Origin of the sequence: Streptomyces sp. NPDC127097, from assembly GCF_042724075.1 — a bacterium.
GTDB lineage: Bacteria > Actinomycetota > Actinomycetes > Streptomycetales > Streptomycetaceae > Streptomyces.
In genome coordinates this window covers 1-19,817 of the sequence record NZ_JBHXFI010000002.1, presented here as the reverse complement: position 1 = coordinate 19,817, position 19,817 = coordinate 1, and the positions used below count along the sequence as shown (strand labels likewise).

The 19,817-nt window shown below is 71.0% G+C and carries 18 protein-coding genes and 1 pseudogene; 7 read left to right on the top strand and 12 right to left on the bottom strand.

The window, feature by feature from the left end; genetic code table 11:
- Window positions 1-4 precede the first annotated feature (4 nt).
- Together ACFWJW_RS01980 and ACFWJW_RS01975 are read right to left on the bottom strand one after the other, a co-directional pair.
- Window positions 5-1,369: an NAD(P)/FAD-dependent oxidoreductase gene (locus ACFWJW_RS01980; RefSeq protein ID WP_387233507.1), complete on the bottom strand. Its 1,365-nt coding sequence runs from the start codon at window positions 1,367-1,369 to the stop codon at window positions 5-7.
- Window positions 1,359-1,568 carry a ferredoxin gene (locus ACFWJW_RS01975; protein ID WP_387233504.1) on the bottom strand — a complete coding sequence of 70 codons (210 nt, stop codon included), beginning with the start codon at window positions 1,566-1,568 and terminating at the stop codon, window positions 1,359-1,361. Before ACFWJW_RS01975 ends, ACFWJW_RS01980 begins: the two co-directional genes overlap by 11 nt.
- A 674-nt stretch (window positions 1,569-2,242) precedes the next feature.
- Here ACFWJW_RS01975 and ACFWJW_RS01970 point away from each other — a divergent pair.
- Window positions 2,243-2,848, top strand: a complete 606-nt coding sequence (locus tag ACFWJW_RS01970) for a hypothetical protein (protein WP_387233501.1) — start codon at window positions 2,243-2,245, stop codon at window positions 2,846-2,848.
- Between the two features lie 481 nt (window positions 2,849-3,329).
- Window positions 3,330-3,989: a guanitoxin biosynthesis heme-dependent pre-guanitoxin N-hydroxylase GntA gene (gntA, locus tag ACFWJW_RS01965; RefSeq protein ID WP_387233499.1), complete on the top strand. Its 660-nt coding sequence runs from the start codon at window positions 3,330-3,332 to the stop codon at window positions 3,987-3,989.
- A 150-nt stretch (window positions 3,990-4,139) separates the two neighbouring features.
- On the opposite strand, the gene ACFWJW_RS01960 is transcribed toward gntA, so the two are convergent.
- From ACFWJW_RS01960 to ACFWJW_RS01950, 3 genes are all read right to left on the bottom strand, one after another.
- Window positions 4,140-4,796 carry a DUF2238 domain-containing protein gene (locus ACFWJW_RS01960; RefSeq protein ID WP_387233496.1) on the bottom strand — a complete coding sequence of 219 codons (657 nt, stop codon included), beginning with the start codon at window positions 4,794-4,796 and terminating at the stop codon, window positions 4,140-4,142.
- 243 nt (window positions 4,797-5,039) lie between these two features.
- A complete protein-coding gene (locus ACFWJW_RS01955) occupies window positions 5,040-5,342 on the bottom strand; it encodes a hypothetical protein (RefSeq protein ID WP_387233494.1) in 303 nt (100 codons plus the stop codon).
- A 151-nt stretch (window positions 5,343-5,493) separates the two neighbouring features.
- Window positions 5,494-6,759 (bottom strand): MFS transporter, encoded by a 1,266-nt coding sequence (locus ACFWJW_RS01950; RefSeq protein ID WP_387233491.1) that lies wholly within the window; start codon window positions 6,757-6,759, stop codon window positions 5,494-5,496.
- 234 nt (window positions 6,760-6,993) lie between these two features.
- Here ACFWJW_RS01950 and ACFWJW_RS01945 point away from each other — a divergent pair, with 234 nt between their 5' ends.
- Window positions 6,994-7,662, top strand: a complete 669-nt coding sequence (locus tag ACFWJW_RS01945; protein WP_387233488.1) for a hypothetical protein — start codon at window positions 6,994-6,996, stop codon at window positions 7,660-7,662.
- A 162-nt stretch (window positions 7,663-7,824) separates the two neighbouring features.
- Here the strand turns inward: ACFWJW_RS01945 and ACFWJW_RS01940 are convergent, their stop codons facing one another.
- The 4 genes and pseudogenes from ACFWJW_RS01940 to ACFWJW_RS01925 all read right to left on the bottom strand — a co-directional run.
- Window positions 7,825-8,556: an alpha/beta fold hydrolase gene (locus ACFWJW_RS01940; protein WP_387233485.1), complete on the bottom strand. Its 732-nt coding sequence runs from the start codon at window positions 8,554-8,556 to the stop codon at window positions 7,825-7,827.
- Between the two features lie 144 nt (window positions 8,557-8,700).
- Window positions 8,701-8,904, bottom strand: coding sequence for a DUF2180 family protein (locus ACFWJW_RS01935; RefSeq protein WP_387233482.1), 204 nt, complete (start codon window positions 8,902-8,904; stop codon window positions 8,701-8,703).
- 409 nt (window positions 8,905-9,313) lie between these two features.
- Window positions 9,314-9,556 carry a hypothetical protein gene (locus ACFWJW_RS01930; protein WP_386679859.1) on the bottom strand — a complete coding sequence of 81 codons (243 nt, stop codon included), beginning with the start codon at window positions 9,554-9,556 and terminating at the stop codon, window positions 9,314-9,316.
- A gap of 307 nt (window positions 9,557-9,863) precedes the next feature.
- A pseudogene (locus ACFWJW_RS01925) lies at window positions 9,864-9,993 on the bottom strand (histidine phosphatase family protein); the annotation flags it as partial.
- A 505-nt stretch (window positions 9,994-10,498) separates the two neighbouring features.
- On the opposite strand from ACFWJW_RS01925, the gene ACFWJW_RS01920 reads away from it, so the two are divergent.
- Window positions 10,499-11,134 carry a CAP domain-containing protein gene (locus ACFWJW_RS01920; RefSeq protein WP_387233479.1) on the top strand — a complete coding sequence of 212 codons (636 nt, stop codon included), beginning with the start codon at window positions 10,499-10,501 and terminating at the stop codon, window positions 11,132-11,134.
- 97 nt (window positions 11,135-11,231) lie between these two features.
- Here the strand turns inward: ACFWJW_RS01920 and ACFWJW_RS01915 are convergent, their stop codons facing one another.
- The 3 genes from ACFWJW_RS01915 to ACFWJW_RS01905 are packed head-to-tail and all read right to left on the bottom strand — an operon-like array spanning window position 11,232 to window position 14,840.
- Window positions 11,232-13,571 carry an FtsX-like permease family protein gene (locus ACFWJW_RS01915; protein ID WP_387233476.1) on the bottom strand — a complete coding sequence of 780 codons (2,340 nt, stop codon included), beginning with the start codon at window positions 13,569-13,571 and terminating at the stop codon, window positions 11,232-11,234.
- 4 nt (window positions 13,572-13,575) lie between these two features.
- Window positions 13,576-14,337: an ABC transporter ATP-binding protein gene (locus ACFWJW_RS01910; protein WP_387233473.1), complete on the bottom strand. Its 762-nt coding sequence runs from the start codon at window positions 14,335-14,337 to the stop codon at window positions 13,576-13,578.
- A complete protein-coding gene (locus tag ACFWJW_RS01905) occupies window positions 14,334-14,840 on the bottom strand; it encodes a PadR family transcriptional regulator (protein WP_042153336.1) in 507 nt (168 codons plus the stop codon). The genes ACFWJW_RS01910 and ACFWJW_RS01905 overlap by 4 nt, the downstream gene beginning before the upstream one ends.
- Before the next feature lie 195 nt (window positions 14,841-15,035).
- Between ACFWJW_RS01905 and ACFWJW_RS01900 the strand changes: the two genes are divergently transcribed.
- The 3 genes from ACFWJW_RS01900 (at window position 15,036) to ACFWJW_RS01890 (ending at window position 19,653) form a co-directional block, all read left to right on the top strand.
- A complete protein-coding gene (locus ACFWJW_RS01900; protein WP_387233470.1) occupies window positions 15,036-16,307 on the top strand; it encodes an ABC transporter substrate-binding protein in 1,272 nt (423 codons plus the stop codon).
- 205 nt (window positions 16,308-16,512) lie between these two features.
- Window positions 16,513-18,252: a glycoside hydrolase family 13 protein gene (locus ACFWJW_RS01895; protein WP_387233467.1), complete on the top strand. Its 1,740-nt coding sequence runs from the start codon at window positions 16,513-16,515 to the stop codon at window positions 18,250-18,252.
- 66 nt (window positions 18,253-18,318) lie between these two features.
- Window positions 18,319-19,653: an ABC transporter substrate-binding protein gene (locus tag ACFWJW_RS01890; RefSeq protein WP_387233464.1), complete on the top strand. Its 1,335-nt coding sequence runs from the start codon at window positions 18,319-18,321 to the stop codon at window positions 19,651-19,653.
- Window positions 19,654-19,817 lie beyond the last annotated feature (164 nt).

Below are 19,817 nucleotides of genomic sequence, written 5' to 3'. Positions count from 1 at the left end.
GGTCTCAGCGGGCCGGTTGCACCACCGTCAGACGTCGGTCCGGCAGATGACCGGTGAGGGCGACGGTCGGACCGTGCGAAAGCAGCTTCGGATCCGGTACGTCGGAGGGGACGGGGTCCGGGGACTCCATCTGGTCGGCGGCTCCCGGCGCGGGCGGGAACGGCGCGGCCGTCTCGATCAGCCGCTGGTAGTACTCCAGTGACCTGGCCTGATTCACGCTCACGGCCGCCGTGACCCGCCCCCGGTAGCCGTAGACGGCGACCAGCCGGGCGTCCTTCAGCGAGCCCTGGGCGATGACCACCTGGTCGGAGAAGGTGGGCACACCCACCGACTTGATGTTGAGGCCGAACTGGCTGGACCAGAAGGCCGGTACGGTCAGATGCGGGAGTCTGCGCGGCCCCGGACTGACCATGTTGTGGGCCGCCACCTCCGCCTGTGCGACCGCGTTGCCCCAGTGCTCCAGGGAGAGCAGCTGGTACTCGAAGAGCGGGTGCGGGAACCGCGCGACATCACCGGCGGCGAAGATGTCGTCGGTGACGATTCCGTACATGTCGAAGGCGCGGCACCCGGCGTCGCAGGTCACCCCGCGCGGGCCGGCGGCCAGTCCCGATTCGGCCAGCCATTCGGTGTTGCGGACCGCTCCCAGGGCGACCACGGCGAGGTCGGCGTCGATCCGGGTGCCGTCGGAGAACTGAGCGCCCGTGAGCCGGCCGTTGCCCTCCAGGGCCGTGACCGTCACTCCGCAGCGCAGGTCGACACCGTGCGCGCGCTGCAATTTGGCGGCGAGCGCGCCCAGTGTGCCGCCGAGCGCGCCGACGAGGGGCGCCGGTCCCCGCTCCGCGACCGTCACCGCCAGACCGCGTTCCCGGCAGGCGGAGGCGATTTCCGAACCGGTGAAGCCGGCACCGATGACCAGGACCCGCTGCGGTCCGGCGTCCAGGCGTTCCGCGAGGCGGCGGGCATCGTCGCTGGTGCGCAGGGTGAAGACCCCGTCCAGGGCGGCCTCGGCCGGGTGGGGCCAGGGCCGGGCGCGGGTTCCGGTGGCGATCAGCAGCCGGTCGAAGGGCACTTCCGCGCCATCGGCGAGCAGCACCCGCTTCTCGATCGGATCGAGGCCGGTGGCACGCACGCCGAGCTTCCACCGCGCGTCCAGCTCACGGCGCTGCGGCAGCCCGGTGTGGCCCGCGGGAACCTTCCCGAGCAGCACCTGCTTGGACAGCGGGGGCCGGTCGTAAGGGGGCTGCGGTTCCTCTCCGACCAGGGTCAGCGAGCCGGCGAATCCCTCCTCGCGGAGCCTCTCGGCAGCCCGTAGCCCGGTGAGCGACGCACCGACGATGACGATCCGGCCGTCGCGTGGTTCACCGTGCACCGGGGCCCGCCTCCTCGCCCATGACGATGGCCTGCACCGGGCACGCCACCGCGGCCCGGCGCACCTGTTCCAGTTGCCCGTCCGGCACGACCGGGTGGTACAGCAGGGACTCCTCACCATGCATCGCGAACACCTCGGGAGCGAGGAACGCGCACTGCGCATAGCCCTGACAGCGATTGAGATCCACGACGACGTTCAACCCGAGCCACTCCTCCCACCGCCCACCGCCACACCGGTCTTCTCCGTCCTACTACCGGTGACGGCGCGGCGCAGATGATGCTCGGCCGTTCGAGGGTTTACGCGGGGTGTGCACAGGTGTGGGCGGATGGTCCGGGTATTGGGCAGCCCGCGGTCCCGGAGCTCCCGTCCAATGGCACGACCACGCCCTCACGTGCGGCCCCGGCCGAGCGAGCCCCTCCGGAGCTGTCAAAAGCAATAGCGCGCCATGGAGAGTTCACTTCACACCCACAAGTTGTCTGTCGTCACAGCCGTAGGTCACCGGGTATCGGAGTCGCGGTTCCCCTCCCCCTCGGCGGACGATTCCCGGGGCACCGACTCCCGGGGCATCGATGAGTTGACCGCAGGAAAGCCTCAAAGGAGTGACATGCGGACAGAGTTCAGCTCGCCGGTGCGCGGTCCACGCGGCTGCGGGTGAGTCCCGTATGGCTCATTCACTGCTCATTTCTTGACTGACACCGGACGCTTGCGCCGGCCTCTAACTCGCCATGAGAGTAAGCCGGTTGAGCCGTGGAACCCGTCCTGTACGCCATGTCCCCGAGGATGAGGAAGCCCAACTCTGGGTTAATTGCCAGGAGAGATGAGTAACATCCAGCCAACCGTAGATCGACCAGGCGATAGAGAGCAGGCTGTGTCATGTCAGACTCGGAATTCGCTGCGCAGGTAGCTGCCAAACTGGAGAGCATCGACAAGGAGATCGACGAGCTCCAGAAGCTCAGGGTGAAGCTGGAGGACCTCCAGAAGCACCTCGGAACCGGTGCCCGGAAGTCGGCCGTCGCACCGCAGCCGGCCGAGCCCGAACCCGCGGTGACGAAACCGGCGACGGTCCCCCCGGCACGGCGGGCACAGGCCACCGCACCGAAGGCGAAGCCGGCGGCGAAGGCCCCGGCCAAGACGGCGAAGAGCACGAACGCGAAGAAGAAGCCGCGGAAGGCCAAGGCGGCCCGGTCCACCGCGGGACGGCGGAGTGCCACCCGCGCCGACCGCGTCCTCGGACTCCTTGACGAGCAGCCGCGCACGGTCGCGGAGATGACGAAGCTGCTGACGCAGGAGCATCCCGAGCACGCCGCGCCGGAGACCGCCGTCCGCAACACCCTGGAGACCTCGCTGGTCGCCAAGGGCCTCGCGCACCGCAGCAAGCAGGGCAGGACCGTCTTCTACTCGCGCCCCGCGGCCGGCGCCGAAGCCAAGGGAACCGACGCGCCCGCCGCCCAGAAGGAGGCCGCGTCCACCCCTGCCTGACGGGTACGCCGTCCGGTGCTCGGCGACGCCGTCGGCCCCTGCCTCGTGGTGGGCCTCGCCGACGGTGCGCCGAGCCGGACCCCGTCCCGGGACGAGGTCCCCGGCAGGAACGGGCCGGCCGTGCCGCGGGGGCGGTCACCGCAGGCGGAATGACACCGCGGTCGTGCGATCGGCCCCCTCGCCTGTAGAGTCGGGGCGCCCTGGTCCACCACGGCGATCATGGTCCCGAGCTGCGAAAACGTGGCAGATCGAGCCACATTCGCCGAGCCGGAACGAGCCGTCCGGCGGGCCCGCGCGAGGTCGCGTCCCAAGGGGCCGCGGGTCATCGCAGCCGCAGTCCGGACGCTGTCGGTGAGGGCAGTCGCAGCGGGTGAATCGGTTGAGTCTTGACGAACCGGCCTCGCCCGATCTTGACTGCCAGGGTCCCACCCCGCCAGGGCCCCCACCAGGGGTATTGGCCTACTCACCGAAGGTCACAAACATGACGGTTGACGTCTCCGCCGCCACTGAAGTCGGGCAGTTCCTGCTCGGCGACTCCTTTGCTTGTCTGGCCGGCCGTTCAGCATGGCGACAGGGTGGCATCACCCATCGCCACTACACATGGTTCGGTGATGACACCGCGGCCGAGCAGATGGCGGCGGATCTGGAGTCCTATGTGGCGACGGTGGACTGGGCCGCGAAACCCTTCACGAGTTTCGTGGCCACCTTCTCGGGGCCGCTGAACGTGTCGGAGATCGAGTTCGAGCAGCTGCTGTGGCAGCAGCTCCAGGCGGTGCACGACCACGACAGCCGTACGCACTCCTGGGCCGAGGGCTATGACCGCGACCCGTCGTCGGGCGCCTTCGCGTACAGCGTCGCCGGGCACCCGTTCTTCGTGATCGGGCTGCACGAGACGCACAGCCGCGTCGGCCGCCGCCCACCGTTCCCGATGCTCGCCTTCAACTCTCACCGCCAGTTCGACCGGATAAAGGCCGCCGGCCTCTGGGACCGGCTGGCCGAGAAGATCCGCAAGCAGGACATCGAGCTTCAGGGCACCATCAACCCCAATCTCCTGGAGTACGAGAAGCTCTCCGAGGCCCGGCGCTACTCGGGCCGTCCCAAGCCTGCCGACTGGGCCTGCCCCTTCTCCGCCCGGGGCTGAGCCCGCCGGCCTCGGCCGGGAGCCGCGCGCTGCGACGCGTATCCGCCGCCCGCCCGGTCCTCGTTCCTGGACGGCGGCGCCACGAAGACGGGCCTGATAGCCCTCGCCATCGGCGGGGGCTGAGCACCCTCACCAGCGGCCCGGAGGCCATCAGGCGGTCCGGGCCTCCCCAGTGCCCAGCCGGGCGAGCTGGCGGTCGTGGAGACGGCTCAGGAGCAGCAGCGAGACGATCGCTCCGAGCAGGGCGCAGGCCATGTCCCACTGGGTGTCCCACTGGTCCCCCTGGGTGGCGAGGAACGCATCGGCCGCGGAACCGCCGGCCAGCGCCGCCCACCACTCGATCATCTCGAAGAACGCGCTGAAGGCCAGGCACCCGCACACGGTCAGCGGGGCCAGCCAGCCGCTGCCGCGCAAGGGGGAGGTCCGGACCAGGAGTTCACGTACCAGGATGGCCGGCACAAAGCCCTGCATGAGGTGGCCGAAGCGGTCGTAGGGATTGCGGGAGAGGTCCAGCGCGTCCTGAAGCCAGTGCCCCACCGGGACCTCGGCGTAGGTGTAGTGGCCGCCGACGATCAGGACCAGGGCGTGCGCGCCGAGCAGACAGCACAGGAGCGGGCTGAGCGGAAAGCGCTTCCACACCACGACCAGTACCGGCAGGCCGAGGATCACCCAGCAGGTCTCCATGAGCCAGGTGGTGCGGTCGTGCGGCTGGAGGCCCGAGAGGGCCAGGGCGAGGAGCACCGCCACGAGCAGAACCGGCGGCAGGATGCGGGGAGCGGTCGTCGCCTTCGCGGTCGTCGCCTTCATGGATGAGCCTCGGAAGCGTCGGGTGCGGGTCGGCTTCAGCGTCGCGGCCGACGCGCGGTGCTGTCATGAGTAGCTCTACTCAGATCCGTGCCGGTGCGCCGGAGCGGCGGGTGCCGTCCCTCCGGCCGTCGTCCGCAGCACAGCACGGTGTGGGCCGGGCTCTCTTCCGCCCGGCCCACACCGTCTTCAACTGTCCCGGCTCAGTCCTCGTACTCAGCCGCCCGCCCGAGGACTGCCGGCTTCCTACTCCACCGCGTAGGACAGCTTGTAGTGGGCGTCGTCTTCGGTGAACTCCAGCACGCCGCTGCCGCGCCGGACGGTGTGCTCACCGAGAAAGTCGTCGTCATCGCCGGCGTAGTCGGCCTCGTAGATCTGGATCACGGCCTTGCCGGTGAACTCGACGTACTCGTCGATGGTGTCCGTGTCGCCCGCATCCATCGAATGGAAGTTGACCACGGCGCCATCGACCTTGATGACGACGTCGTCATGGAAGGTCCAGTCCTCCTGCTCGATGCACTTGATCTTCTTCAGGTGAAGTGTGGGCATGCCGCTCCCCGGTTGTCTTGCGTCTGGCCGATGCGGACTCCACGCTCCCGCCGCGCCCTGAACGATCACTAAACGGCAGGCGGGAGGCGGCGGGGAGTGAGCGGAGGACGGACGGGACGCGGCTCGGGAGCAGGAGGCGCGGGGCTCGTGGTCAGGGCGCCTGGGCGGTCAGCGGTGCCGTCTCCGCCCCGTTTACCGACCGGCCGGGCCGCCGTGCCCGGTCCCGTTCCGCCCAGCGCACCACCGCGCCCATCGCCAGCGCGGTCACCAGGAACAGCGCCCCCAGCAGGAGCCAGCCCGGCACCCCCCACGTGACCAGCAGCGAGGTGAGCAGCAGAGGGCCCAGTGTGCGCGCCAAGGGGACGCCGGTGCCGAAGAAGCCCTGGTACTGGCCGACTTGATGAGCCGGCGCGAGGTCGAAGCTGATCTGCCAGGAGCCGGCCGACTGAAGCATCTCGCCGACGAGCTGGAGCACCGCACCGACCACGAGCCCCACACCGGCTCCCCACGGCGCCAGGCCCGCGGCCGACAAGGCGAACACCAGACACGAGGCGAGCATGATCAGGCCGGAGTGCCGCACGGCCCGGGTGGCGGTGCGCAGTCCCGTCACCGTCCGGGCCGTGCGGACCTGGAAGGCCATGACGCCAAGGGTGTTGAGGACGAACAGTGCCGAGACCAGCCAGCTCGGCGCGTCCGTACGCGCCACGATCCAGAGCGGGATGGCGAGGCTGAGCAGCGGCATCCGCAGCAGCAGGACCGCGTTGAGGAAGGTCAGCACGGCGTACGGCCGGTCCCGCAGCACCGCGAACCGCGGCTCATCGCCCGTACGGCCCGCGACCGGGGCCACCGCGGGCAGCAGGAGCAGCACCGCCGTGCAGATCAGGAAGCCCACCGCGTCCAGGGCGAAGACCGCGAGGTAGGCCCCTTGGGTGTCGTACTGGAGGGCCAGTCCACCGAGGGCCGCGCCGAGGGCCAGCCCGGCGTTGAGCGTCGACTGGAGGTGGGCCAGCACGCCCGTACGGGCCGAGCGGTCCACGAGTCCCGCGAGCAGCGCCTGGCGGGCCGCGGCCAGTCCGCACTGCGCGGTGGCGTAGAGACACACGACGAGGAGGAACGGCACGAAGGAGCGGATGAACAGGAACGAGGCGACGGCGATGCCGGTGGCGAGGGCGAGCAGCATCGCGGTGCCACGCGGCCCCCGGCGGTCGGCGAGCGCGCCCAGTGGCACCCCCGCAACCGAACCGACGGCCCATGCCAGGGTCAGCCCCAGGCCGATCTGGGTGGGTGAGAGGCCGATGACCCGGGTGAAGTAGAGCGCCGAGCAGACGTAAAAGGCGCCGTCGCCGACCGAGTTGCTGAGCTGCGCCGCGGCCAGGACGCGTGGTGCACCGGCCGGCGGCAGGATCCGTAGGGACACAGGTCTCCCGAGTACGACGGCCGGACGGCCGGCCTCTCCCATGACGCGTGGACGCAATGACGTTAGACAGCCGGCGGGTTCGGGGGCAGGTCCACTTACGGCCCGTCGGAGTGGGCCAATTCGGCCCTTGGCAGCACAACACCCCCGCTTCCGGCCCGGGTCGGTCGAAGACGCTAGTGACGTGCACATGGCGCGTATACGATCGACTGCCCCCTACGCGAAGGACTCCCCCACATGAAGAAGACATCCGCGAAAGACACCTCCGCGCGCAAAGTCACCTGGCGCATGCTGCTCGCTCTGGGCGGTATGGCGGCGTTAGCCGTGCCGGGTGCGGGCGCCGCCGAGGCCGCACCGCGCACCGCGGCGGACGGCGGCCGTGCGGGCCGCTGTGTCGTGGTGTATTTCGACCTCGGTGAGACCTTGGTGCACACGGCCGAGGACAAGAGCGTGCGCTACTCGCCGGGTGCCGCCGCCTATCTGCGCGCGCTGCGCGCCCGCCACATTCCCGTCGGCCTGATCACCAACGTGCCGCCCTCCTGGGGCTCCACCGACGCGGAGCGTGCGGCGGAGTTGAAGAGGGTGATCGACGAGGACTGGGTGGGCAGCCGCCCGTTCGCCTGGTCGGACTTCGGCGACCGGATCTTCACCCCGCGGACCGAGGCGGAGCGCAAGCCCGCACCCGCCCTCTGGAAACGCGCCAAAAAGGCCGCGGGTTCCTGCCGAGTCGTCTACGAGGCGGAGACGCCGGACGAGGTACAGGTGGGCCGCTCCCTCGGATACTTCTCCTACCAGGTGGCCCGGCCCGGGTGGCCCGCGTATCTGCCGGTGCGGCTGATTGCCGCCCTCTCCCATCTGCCGTACGGGGCCGCGGGGGCGAACACGGCTTCCCCTAAGGGGCGTTGAGGAGGGGGCGCGGCCTGCGGGCCGGGCTCGCCGGCCGGGCCCGTCGGCTGGGCTCGCCGGTCACGCCGGTCGGGCTCGACAGTCACGCCGGTCGGCGGGCTCGCCGTTGGGCCTGGCCTGCTGGCCAGCACGCCCATGGCCGGCCCCCCGCCCGGCCGGCGGTCACCCAGCCGTAGGCGGGCTGTATGCCTCCAGCCGGTCCGCCAGCTCAACCGGGCGGGAGAGCATCGGGAAATGCCCGCCCTCCATCTCGTCGGCCACCAGTCCCAGGCGCTCCGCCGCCACCGCGCGCAGAAACGGTGCCGGGAAGAGCCGGTCCTGACGACACAACAGAAACCGGGTCGGCACCCCGGGCCAGGCCGCCAGCGGCCATGGCCGCGCGGCGGGGGTCTCGGACTGCCGCCGCCACCGGACCGCTGCCTCCGCGGCCAGGTCCGGCGGCAGGTCCTGGAAGAACGGGTCCGCGGCGGACCCCGGCACAGCGGACTCCGGCACCCCCTCCGCACCCGTGCCGTGCCCCGCCCGCTGGGCCGCCCGCCCGGCCCGTCTGACCTGCGCGTCCGGGTGCTTCGTCGCCGCCCACCACTCCTGCGGCGCCTCCCCCGGCAACGGCACCATCGCCGCCAGCAGCACCAGCAGATCCACCGGCATCCGCGCACACACCAACGGCGCGGTGAACCCGGCGAACGAATGCGCCACGAGCGTCAGCCGGCCCTGCCCCGCAACAGCGGCGACAACGGCGTCCGCGTACTCCTCCAGACCCGCCGCGTCGTCCTCGCACGGCAGATCCACACTCACCACCGCACGCCCCCGGGCCCGCAGCTCCGCCGCCAGCAGATGCCAGTGCCAGGAGTCGCACGCGGCACCGGGAATCAACACAAAGGTCGTCGTCATGGTCCGTCTCCCGTCGGCCACGGCGCCGGCCCGGGTACGGGTGTGGCCGGGCCTGTGGCGCGCCTCGCTGTCAGGTCCGGTTCTTCCCTCCAGAACTCGCCCGCACCGCGGACGGAGTCCGGCGACATCTTCCGCGGGAACGGCTCAGGCCGGCTGCGCGCCTCGGCAGATCGCGCACATGATGCGGCGGGCCATCTCCGGCAGCGTGCTCTGACCGACGCCCTGTACGCGGGCCACCGTCTGCGGGGCGGCCTCGGCATGCTGGTGACACAGCGCGGCACCGCAGTTCCGGCAGATCGCCACCGCGGCGGTGGCGGCGTGGTCCGGCGTGCAGTCATAGCAGTTCATTGGCACATTCCGATCTCGTGAGGCGGTCCGGTACGGCCCCCACGGCAATGTACGTCGCGGTGCGTGACGGAAGCCGGAAGCACAGGCCGGGTCGGGGGCCGCCTCACCTGGCCGCCCTACGGAAGACGCCTCCGCGCCGGACGGCGGAGGGGCGGCACCCGTCCGACGGCCACGGACGGGCCCGCCCCCTGGCGCCCGCCCCCCGGCGCGTGTTCCCTGCCGATCCCCCCCGCCGGCCGGACAGCCAGGCAACCGGACAATCGGGCGGCCGGGCCGTCGGGCGATCGGGCGATCGGGCGATCGGGCGGTCGGGCGATCGGGCGGTCGGGCGATCGGGCGGTCGGGCGGTCGGGCGATCGGGCGGTCGGGCAGCAGGACGATCGGGCGGCCGGACACCCCGGCAGCAGGCTCAGTCGACCGGCTCGTGCGGAACGGGCTGGTCGGTGCGGAACCCCGCGGCCTTCTGCCCGCCGGTCCGCCCGGTGCCCGCCTGGTCGGTGTCGGGAACCGTCTCGTCGGGCCCGTCGCTCTCGTCCTCCGACAGCTCCGGGTCCCATGGGTCGGGGACCGGGCTGGAAGCATCGGCCTGGTGGCTCGGCAGGTCATGGGGCAGTGGAGTGCGGTCCTCACCGGTCGCATCATGACGGGTCATCAGTTGACGTCCCTCCTCCATGGGTACGGGTGACGTCCTGGCCCGGTACCCGGGTTCCGGCGCACCATGCTCGACGCCGGCTGAGAGCCATACCACTCGCCCTCCAAAACGGGCAGGTGAGGGCACAGCCAAAGGCCCGTGCCCTCCAACTACCGCTCGGAATGCCATGTATCGAGGCGGAGAAGTCGTTGGAATAGGCGGCCCTCAGACGTGCAGCTCGGGCGGAAAACCGGTCCAGTGAAGTTCCGGTGGCAGATGGCCCATGTCGTTGTAGAAGAGCACGGAAGCGGGGCGGTCGGGCGCGAGAGCGGGGCGCGCCGGAGCCGCTCACCGAGCAGTGCGGCCTGACGGCGGCCGTTCTCCGTCAGTGTGGTCTCGTCCGGGGACGCTGCACCGTGCCGCGCGAGATAGAGGTGGCGGGCAGCCGTTCCGGTCATGTGCGAGATCCTCCGCCGGCATTCGCGATCTTCGGACGGCCGGAAGGACGCCGACCGGCGCCGTCCGGTTCCCCCGCGACGCCCGCCTCCATCGGATTTCGCAGCATCGTGACATCCGTCATATTGATTGGCGGCATCTACTACGGCCAATAGTAGAGAGCGCCCTGGCGACATAGGAGACTTGTCCGCCTTGAGCGGTGAATTTCTCGCACCGTGTCGGCCACCACGCGGCCCGCTCGGCGCTTTTACCCACGCCTTGAGCGCACAAGTTCATCTGACGGGGCAACAGCGACGCCAAAAGCGTCGAAATGCGGACCAGCATGCCCGGACATCCGTGGCAAGAGTCTTCGGGCACTACGAAGCGCAGTAGTACTGAGGTGCGTTGCCTTGCCCTACGGCGGCCCCAAGAATGACGAATCGCAAGGCGTCTTCGCAGCTCAGGCGCGGGGATTGCACAGAGCCAGCCGCGCCAGGGACGCTCCGCAATTACCGAGTGAGGTCACGCATGAGTAAACATCGCAAGACGCGGCGCTACCGGCAGATAACGATTGCTGCTCTCGCCATAGGCGCCGTGGGCGTGCCCTCTGCCGCCATGGCCTGTCTGAACGAGCAGGGAAATGCAGGCGGCCGGCACCACGACCAGTGGAAGAACGCCTCCTACGAACACCGGTGGTCGAAATCCCATCAGGGGTCAAAGCCGGCCGCGAAGACCACTCCGGCGCCCGCCGCGTCCCCGAGCGCTTCAAAGGCCACCACTACCGCATCCGGCGATACGGCCCGCGTGGTGGAACTCGTCAACAGCGAGCGCCGCAAGGCCGGGTGCTCGCCGCTGACCGTGAACGCAAAGCTGACAAAGGCCGCTCAGGACCACAGCAAGGACATGGCGGACCATCGGAACATGTCGCACACGGGATCCGATGGCTCGTCCCCGGAGGACCGGATCACTCGGGCCGGCTACAACTGGAGCTCTTACGGCGAGAACGTCGCCTACGGGTACTCCTCGCCCGAGAGCGTGATGAAGGGCTGGATGTCCAGCCCCGGCCACAAGCAGAACATCCTCGACTGCTCCTTCAAGGAGATCGGCGTCGGTCACGCACAGCCCGACGACTACTGGACGCAGGACTTCGGTACGGCGCGCTAGCGGGCATCGGCACCGAGCGTATGAGGGTCCCCGACCGGGTTCCGGTCGGGGACCTCGCGCTTGTCCGGCCACGGAACACGCGCCCCCCGGCGTCGCCCTAGAGCAGATCCGTGGCCGAGTCCGCGAGCCGGCGTCGTGCCGCGCGGGCGGCGGGGAGGAGCGCGGCCGTCGCGGCGATGAGGACGGCGACGACGATGACCAGCAGAAGGATGCCCGGGGCGGGGCGCTGGGCGATGCCGCTCCCCCAGCCGCTGGTGCGGCCCTGGAGGTCGATCAGCCACTGGGAGGCGAGGACGCCCAGGGTCGTGCCGGCCAGCGCGGCGGCCAGCGTGATGAAGGCGGTGGCCGAGACGATGACGGCGGTGATCTGACGTGGCGTGAGGCCGACGGCCCGGAGGGCGAGCAGGTCACGGCTGCGGTCACGGACACCGGCGCCGACCGTCGTCGCCAGTTCCACCAGCCCGATCAGGGTCAGTACGGCGATCAGCCCGACGCTGACGGCGCGGACCGCGGACAGCTGGTCGGCCGGGTTGGGTGTCTCGCGTACCTCAAGACGGCCGGCGGACGCCTTGGACAGGGCCTCCCGCACGGAGTCCGGGTCGGCGCCGTGGTGCAGGACCAACTGGTAGAAATCCGGGCGAGGCGGGGCGGACGCTCCGGGCGCCGCCTCGTCGCTGTCGCCTTCGCGCAGTGTGTCCAGGGTGGTGGAGACGACCCGGCCGGCGTCGGTGGTCTCGATGCTGCGGCCCACGATATGGAGGACATGCGGGCGGCCAGCGACGGTCATCCGGACCCAGTCGCCGACCCGCGCGTCCAGGAGATCGAGCAGGCCCTGTCCGGCGACCGCTTCGTCGGGACCGTGGGCGGCGCGCCCTTCCACCACGGCACCGGGGTACGGCCGGGCGTCCGTGCCGAGCCCGCGCAGGGTAATCGTCCCGGTCTGACCTGGTACGAGTGCCTGGACCTCGGCGCCCGGGTAGGCGGTGATCTCCCGCTGGGAGCCGAGGAGTTGGCGTAGCTCCCGGTCGTCCAGGGTGTCGGAGCGCGCGGTGAGCGCCGCGGGCAGCCCGACGTTCTCGGGGTGCGAGGTGAAGCGGTCCAGGGTGGTCCAGGAGCCCAGCGCGATGGTGATCAGCAGCAGCGGGACGGCCAGCCGTGCGACGGCCGCCGAGGAGCGCAGCGGACGGTGGAAGGCACCCCGCCAGCCGAGGACCAGCGCCGGCGGGACCCGGAGGCCGAGCGCCCGGCGGGTGAGCGCGGAGGCCCGGCCACCGGCGGCCGTGGCGGCGCGGGCGACGGGCACCGGAGACACCCGCCCGGCCCGCCACGCCGCCAGGCAGGTCGCCGCGCCGATGAAGGCCACCACACCGCCGGAGATCACCAGCGTCAGCCAGGCGTGCCCGGGGAGCTGCCGCCACAGGGCCATCGCGTCCCCGATCCGCCCGGGGACCAGCGTGCCGACGACCTGGGTGAGCAGCGCCCCGAGGGCGACGCCCAGCAGCGCCAGGCCGAGGTGGAGGGCTACGAACATGCGGACCACCTGGCCGGGCGTGAAGCCGATGGCCTTGAGGATGGAGATGTCCCGCAGATGTCCGCGGATCCTGGTGCTGATGGCACCGCCCACCGCCAGCGCGGCGGCGAGCAGCGCGCCGAGTCCGAACAGCCCGAGCAGCCGGCCGAGCAGCTGGTTGTCACCTTCGGCCTCGGCCTTGGCCTGCCGCCAGGTGGAGACATCGGTGATCTGGTCGGCGCCGAGCCGGGTGACCGCCCGCTGGACGACATAGTCGGTGTCCGCGGGGTCGCCGAGCTGGAGGCCGATGGTGCGTCCGCGCTGGTCACGGCCGGCGTCGGAGGCGTCGAGGGTGGTGGGGAGCACCCAGGCCACGCCCGGGGTCTCGCCCGCACGGAAGGTGACCTCGGCGGTGTCCGCGACGCCCACCACGCGCAGATGTGCCGCGAAGCCGCTCAGCACGATGGTGTCGCCCGGCTTGGCCCACATCGCGCGGGCCACCGAACTCTCCAGGACGATGCCCTTGGTGGTGCCCGCGTCGGTGTCCGCATCCAGCCAGCGGCCCGCGACGATCTGGGGTGCGGCGGTGGTGGGGCGCTTCGCCGCGCCGCGCAGTTCCAGGGTCGCCCTGGCGTCGCCGGGCTGGAGGCTCGCGGTGGTGCGGACCGTACGGAAGGGGCCGGAGGTGGCCCGTACCTCGTCCAGGCCGGCGAGCGATCCGGCGGGGGCGCCGCCCTGGGTGTGGATCCATACGTGGGCGCCGGAGGACTGGGTGAAGGCCCGCTGCCAGGGGTCGGCCGCATAGGCGAACAGCGCGCTGGCCAGCAGCAGCGAGATGGTGATCCCGGCGGTGGCCAGCGCGGTGAGCACCGCCGCGGGGCGGTGTGCCGTCAGATGCGCCTGCGTCCAGCGCGCCGCTGCTCGCACCGGGTCAGCCCTTGAGCTTCAGTACGTCGGCCACACCGGCCGCGGGGCGCTTCGGGGCATCGCCGAGGTGTGCGTCGTCGACGACCTGGCCGTCGAAGAAGCTGATCACCCGGTCCGCGGCGCTGGCCATCCTGGCGTCATGGGTGACCAGCAGGATCGTCTGGCCGCGCTGGTGGAAGCGGGCGAGCAGCCGCAGCACCTCCTTGGTGCCCTTGCTGTCGAGGCTGCCGGCGGGTTCGTCGGCGAGCAGCAGGCTGGGGGTGTTGACCAGGGCGCGGGCCAGGGCGACGCGCTGCTGCTCGCCGCCGGACAGCTCGCCCGGGGTGCTGTTCTCCTTGCCGGTCAGCCCCAGCTCGTCGAGCAGCTCGGCGCGGTCGGTGCGGGCCTGCCGCGGGGACCGGCCGGCGAGCAGGGCGGGGAGTTCGACGTTGTCGGCGACGGAGAGGTTGGAGACGAGGTTGAAGAACTGGAAGACGATGCCGATGTGGTTGCGGCGCAGCACCGCCCAGCGTGCCTCGCTGTAGGCGTCGACCTGGCGGCCGTCGATCCAGAGGGAGCCGCTGTCGGGGCGGTCGAGGCCGCCGAGGAGGTGCAGCAAGGTGGATTTGCCGGCTCCCGAGGGGCCGGTGAGGGCGACGAACTCGCCCCGTTCGATGCTGAGGTCGACGCCACGTACGGCGTGGACCGGGGCAGCGCCTTCGGGCCGGTGGGTCTTCACCAGGCCGGCTGCCCGGACTATCGGGCCGGACGGCTCGTCCCGGTTCATTCCAACTCCTCTTGACAGCGCTCCAGCCAGTCCAGATCCGCCTGGAGATGCAGCATCGCGCCCTCTATCAGCAGCTGTGCCACCCGGTTCTCCCGGTCCTCACCCGCCGCGAGTTTCGACAGGTCACGCATGGTGTTGAGGTAGTGGCGGCGCTGTTTGTTGATCAGGGCGATCTGGTCTGCGGTCCCGGTGTGGGGGGCCAGGGCGAGCTTCATGAAGAATTCGTCCCGGACCCGTGGTTCGGCGGTCGGTTCCTCGAACCAGGCGTCCACCGTCTCGCGCCCCGCCGCGGTGATCCGGTAGATGCGCTTGTTCGGGCGGTCCGACTGCTCGACGTCCTCTCCCTCGATCAGGCCCGCCTTCTCCAGCCTGCCCAGGGTGACGTAGATCTGGCCGACGTTCGGCTGAGGGTATGCGGCGCCCAGGAGGTTCTCAAGGCCCTGTTTGAGTTCGTAACCGTGCGCGGGGCCGCTGACCAACAATGCCAGGAGTGGCAGCCGCACGCTCTCCCTCTCCCTCCCCGCACCGGGGCGTTCTGTCGGACAGCCCTAGTTGCCGGTCATCTGACCCCATACGGCTGTGAGCCGGGTCGCTGTCACATCTTCCTGCGGGATCTAGTATCCCGCATGGCTAACAGGTATACATGGGGCGGGCTGTCGGTTCAGTGTCCCGTCGACGCCTGGTTCAAGGAGGAGCCCATGCGGTGGAAGCGTGCCGCAAGCCGGGCTCTGCTGGTCTGCGCTCTGCTGTTCGCGGGCCATGCGGGCGCCCGGGCCGGGGAGCCGGCGGGCGGTTCGGACGGGCGGGGCCCGATCACTCTGGTGACGGGCGGAGACCTCACGGGCTATCTGCGGGGTGTCCTCGACGGCTGGAACGCCCGGCATCCGCGCGAGAAGGTGACCCTGGTCGAGCTGCCGGACGCGGCCGACGAGGTGCGGGCGCAGATGGTCACCGAGCTGCGCGCGCACAGCGACCGCTTCGATGTGCTGAACATCGATGTGGCGTGGACGTCGGAGTTCGCGGCCGCGGGGTGGATCAAGCCCGTGGACGGTGCGCGGTTCCCGCTGAAGCGCTTCCTTCCTCCCGTGGTGGACACCGCCACCTTCCGGGGGCGGCTCTACGCGGTCCCCTATGTGACCAATGCCGGGCTGCTCTACTACCGCAAGGACGTGCTCGCCCGGGAGGGTGCGCGGCCGCCGCGCACCTGGGCCGAGTTGGCACACCTGGCGAAGACGGTCGCGCCCAAGTACGGGCTCGACGGTTACGCGGGCCAGTTCCTGCCGTACGAGGGGCTGACCGCCAATGTCGTCGAGGCCGTGCAGTCGGCCGGCGGCACGGTGCTCGCGGGCGAGGGCTCGCGGGTGACGGTGGACTCCCCCGCGGCCCGTCGCGGTCTGTCGTTCCTGCTCGACGGGGTGCGCGAGGGCTGGATCCCGCGGCGGGCCCTGACGTACAAGGAAGAGGAGTCCCGTAAGGACTTCCAGGAGGGCCGGCTGCTGTTCCTGCGGAACTGGCCGTATGCCTACGCGCTGGCCAATGCCCGGCCCTCCGAGGTGGCGGGGAAGGTCGGCGCGGTGCCGCTGCCGGGTCCCGACGGGCCGGGCTCCAGCGCGCTGGGCGGCTCCAATCTGGCGGTCAACACCCAGTCGCGGCACCAGAAGACGGCCACCGAGCTGATCTCCTATCTGACGACCGAGTCGGTCCAGCGCCGGGTGCTCACCAAGGGCGCGCTGCCACCGGTCTGGGCCGATCTGTACAAGGACCCGGAGCTGGTGCGGCGATTCCCGTACCTCCCGACGCTTCAGCGGGCCGTGCTGGCGGCCAAGCCGCGGATCAAGAGCCCGCAGTACGACCAGGTGAGCCTGGCGGTGCAGGCGGTCATGCATGATGCGCTGCTCCACCGGCGGAGCACGGATGCCACCGTCGCGCGTCTGACGCGAGAGCTGACGGCCCTCGTCGGCCGCGGCTGACCTCGGAGCTCCTCAGCACCTTCCCCACCCCTGCTCTACTTACTTGTTAAGTACAGACCGGATGGACAATTCCCCGCAAATTCGGGCATCTCTCAGCGACTTTCGACCATTTCGTTGACACCGAAAAGACATGCCTACTTAACATGCATGCATAACAGCGATTGCAGCCGCACGGCATGCCCAGGCAAGAACGGGATCACGGCAGATGCTCATAGCCACGGCAGGGAACGGCTCCTCCGCCGACTCCACGCCCTCCCCCTCCCTCCCCGGTCCGGCCACCGGGGCCGCGTCCCGGAACTCGGCACAGCGCTGGTGGCGCGACGCGGTGATCTACCAGGTCTACGTCCGCAGCTTCCTCGACAGCACCGGCGACGGCATCGGCGATCTGGCCGGTGTGCGGGCGGGGTTGGCGTACCTCAAGAAGCTCGGGGTGGACGGCATCTGGCTCAGCCCCTTCTACCCCTCCCCCCAGCACGACCACGGCTACGACGTCGCGGACTACCGCGAGGTCGACCCCGTATACGGCGATCTCGCCGAGTTCGACCGCCTGGTGGCCGACGCCCACCGGCTGGGTCTGAAGGTGCTTCTCGACATCGTCCCCAACCACTGCTCCAGCGAGCACCCGTGGTTCCGCGCCGCCCTGGCGGACGGTCCGGACAGCGCGGCACGGTCGCTCTTCCACTTCGCCGACGGGCGCGGGGAGCACGGTGAACTGCCGCCCAACAACTGGCGGGCGATGTTCGGCGGCCCGGCCTGGTCCCGGGTCACGGAGGCGAAGGGCGGCGCGGGCCAGTGGTACCTCCACATGTTCACGCCCGAGCAGCCCGATCTGAACTGGCGCAACCCCGCCGTGCGCGCCGACTTCGACAGCGTGCTGCGCTTCTGGCTGGACCGCGGGGTCGACGGCTTCCGTATCGACGTGGCCGCCGGGCTGTTCAAGCACCCCGAACTGCCCGACTCCCCCGACCCGGCGGCCGACGAGCGGACCCGTGACTCGGTCAACCCGCTGGCCTGGAACCAGCCCGAGGTACACCAGGTGTGGCGCGACTGGCGCGCACTGTGCGAGGAGTACACCGCCCAGGACGGCCGCGACCGGCTGCTGGTCGGCGAGGTCTCGGTGCGCACACCGAGCGAGCAGGCCGCCTACGTCCGGCCCGACGAGCTGCACCAGGCGTTCTTCTTCCACCTGCTGACCGCGCGCTGGGACGTCGACACCTTCCGCAAGGTCATCTCCGAGGCGCTCACCGATATCGCGGGCACCGGCTCCACGGTCACCTGGGTGCTCAACAACCACGACCAGGTCCGCACCGTCACCCGGTACGCGGCCGAGCCCGGGGGCGCCGGCCAGGCCGGGTCCGCGGGCGGGCTGGGCCCGGCGCGGGCCCGTGCCGCCGCGCTGCTGATGCTGGCACTGCCCGGCGCGGCGTACATCTACCAGGGCGAGGAACTGGGCCTGCCGGAGGTCGTCGACCTGCCCGACGAGGTCCTCACCGACCCGATCTACCACCGCACGGGCAGCCGCGAGAAGATCCGCGACGGCTGCCGGGTGCCGCTGCCCTGGTCCGGGCACGCCTCGCCGTTCGGCTTCACCAGCGGCACCGACGCGGCCCGGCCCTGGCTGCCGCAGCCCGAGTGGTTCGCCGATCACGCCACGGACCGGGCGCTGGCCGACACCCGCTCGTTCTGGCACCTGTACCGCGAAGGGCTGGCGCTGCGCCGCAGTCTTCCGCAGCTCGGCGAGGGCACCCTGCGCTGGCTGGACACCCCGCCCCAGGTCCTGGCGTTCGTCCGTGGCGACGGCCTGGTCTGCGCCATCAACTTCGGCACCGAGCCGGTGTCGGCCCCCGTATCGGGTGCCCCCCTGCTGGCGAGCGGCGACTGCCCCGCGGGAACGCTCCCCGGTTCCACCGCCGCCTGGTGGATGGGCACCCCCGAGCCCCGATAGCCCCCGACAGCCCGACCTCCGTACGCCTCCCCACTCTTCCGCAGTTCTCCCGAAGGGAATCCCACGATGAGACGACCCGCAGTACGACACACCCGAGCCGCCCTGTCCGGCGCGGCCGTGCTCGGCCTGGCGCTCTCCGCCACCGCCTGCGGCGGCGGGGCCTCCGCCGGGGGCGGCAAGCAGGAGCTGAGCGGTGAGAACATCACCGTCGCCGGCGTCTGGACCGGTGTGGAACAGCAGAACTTCAAGAAGGTCCTGGACGCGTTCTCCGAGAAGACCGGCGCGAAGGTCACCTTCTCCTCCACCGGCGACAACGTCTCCACGGTGATCGGCAGCCAGGTCGAGGGCGGCAACGCCCCCGATGTGGTGATGGTGCCTCAGGTCGGGGTGCTCCAGCAGTTCGCCAAGAAGGGCTGGCTGGCCCCCCTCTCGCCGGAGATCGCCGCCGAGGCCAAGAAGAACTTCGCGCAGGTGTGGAAGGACTACGGCACGGTCGACAAGACCTACTACGGCCTGTACTTCAAGGCTTCGCACAAGTCGACGGTCTGGTACAGCCCGGAGGCGTTCGCGCAGGCCGGGGTCAAGCCCGCGAAGACGTACCAGGAGCTGCTGAAGACCGGCCGTACGCTCTCCGACTCGGGTGTGCCGGGCTTCTCCGTCGCGGGCGAGGCCGGCTGGCCGCTCACCGACTGGTTCGAGAACATCTATCTCTCCCAGGCCGGGCAGGAGAACTACGACAAGCTCGCCGCCCACAAGATCCCGTGGACCGACCCCACCGTGGTGAAGGCGCTCACCACGCTGGGCAAGCTCTTCGGCGACAAGAACCTGGTGGCCGGCGGCGGTTCGGGCGCACTGCGCACCGACTTCCCCGAGTCCGTCCAGCAGGTCTTCGGCCCCGAGCCGGGCGCGGGCATGGTCTACGAGGGCGACTTCGTCAGCGCACTGATCACCGATGAGCTGCACAAGCAGGTCGGCAAGGACGCCAAGTTCTTCCCCTTCCCCGCGGTCGACAAGGGCAAGGCGCCGGTGGTCAGCGGCGGTGACGCCGCCGTGGTGCTCAAGGCCGGCAAGCACAAGAAGGCCGCCATGGAACTGGTGAAGTACCTGGCCACGCCCGAGGCGTCCGGCGTGTGGGCCAAGGCCGGCGGCTATATCTCGCCCAACAAGAAGGTGCCCGCGGGCGCGTACCACGACGAGGTCACCCGCAAGGCGGCGCAGTCGCTGACCGACGCCGGGAACTCCGTGCGCTTCGACATGTCCGACCAGGCCCCCGCGGCCTTCGGCGGCACCCAGGGCGCGGGCGAGTGGAAGCTGCTCCAGGACTTCCTGCGCGACCCCTCGGACCCCGAGGCCACGGCGCGCAGGCTCGAGGCCGCCGCTGCCAAGGCGTACGGAAAGTAAGGACCGAGGGCCCGATCCCATGCCAGTCACGACTCCCGCGGTGGGGCCCGCGTCGGCGGGCGCCCCCCCGGCCCCCCCCCCCGGCGGCCCCCCCGGCGGGCCCCACCCCCCCCCGCGGCGCGCGGGGCCGGGCCGGCCGCCGATCGCCGCCGGGGTGCAGGTTA

Coding starts and splice junctions, on each gene's coding strand:
- ACFWJW_RS01970 (WP_387233501.1), top strand. CDS start 2,243: ATGTCAGACTCGGAATTCGCTGCGCAGGTAGCTGCCAAACTGGAGAGC.
- gntA (WP_387233499.1), top strand. CDS start 3,330: ATGACGGTTGACGTCTCCGCCGCCACTGAAGTCGGGCAGTTCCTGCTC.
- ACFWJW_RS01960 (WP_387233496.1), bottom strand. CDS start 4,796: ATGAAGGCGACGACCGCGAAGGCGACGACCGCTCCCCGCATCCTGCCG.
- ACFWJW_RS01955 (WP_387233494.1), bottom strand. CDS start 5,342: ATGCCCACACTTCACCTGAAGAAGATCAAGTGCATCGAGCAGGAGGAC.
- ACFWJW_RS01945 (WP_387233488.1), top strand. CDS start 6,994: ATGAAGAAGACATCCGCGAAAGACACCTCCGCGCGCAAAGTCACCTGG.
- ACFWJW_RS01940 (WP_387233485.1), bottom strand. CDS start 8,556: ATGACGACGACCTTTGTGTTGATTCCCGGTGCCGCGTGCGACTCCTGG.
- ACFWJW_RS01935 (WP_387233482.1), bottom strand. CDS start 8,904: ATGAACTGCTATGACTGCACGCCGGACCACGCCGCCACCGCCGCGGTG.
- ACFWJW_RS01930 (WP_386679859.1), bottom strand. CDS start 9,556: ATGACCCGTCATGATGCGACCGGTGAGGACCGCACTCCACTGCCCCAT.
- ACFWJW_RS01920 (WP_387233479.1), top strand. CDS start 10,499: ATGAGTAAACATCGCAAGACGCGGCGCTACCGGCAGATAACGATTGCT.
- ACFWJW_RS01910 (WP_387233473.1), bottom strand. CDS start 14,337: ATGAACCGGGACGAGCCGTCCGGCCCGATAGTCCGGGCAGCCGGCCTG.
- ACFWJW_RS01900 (WP_387233470.1), top strand. CDS start 15,036: ATGCGGTGGAAGCGTGCCGCAAGCCGGGCTCTGCTGGTCTGCGCTCTG.
- ACFWJW_RS01895 (WP_387233467.1), top strand. CDS start 16,513: ATGCTCATAGCCACGGCAGGGAACGGCTCCTCCGCCGACTCCACGCCC.
- ACFWJW_RS01890 (WP_387233464.1), top strand. CDS start 18,319: ATGAGACGACCCGCAGTACGACACACCCGAGCCGCCCTGTCCGGCGCG.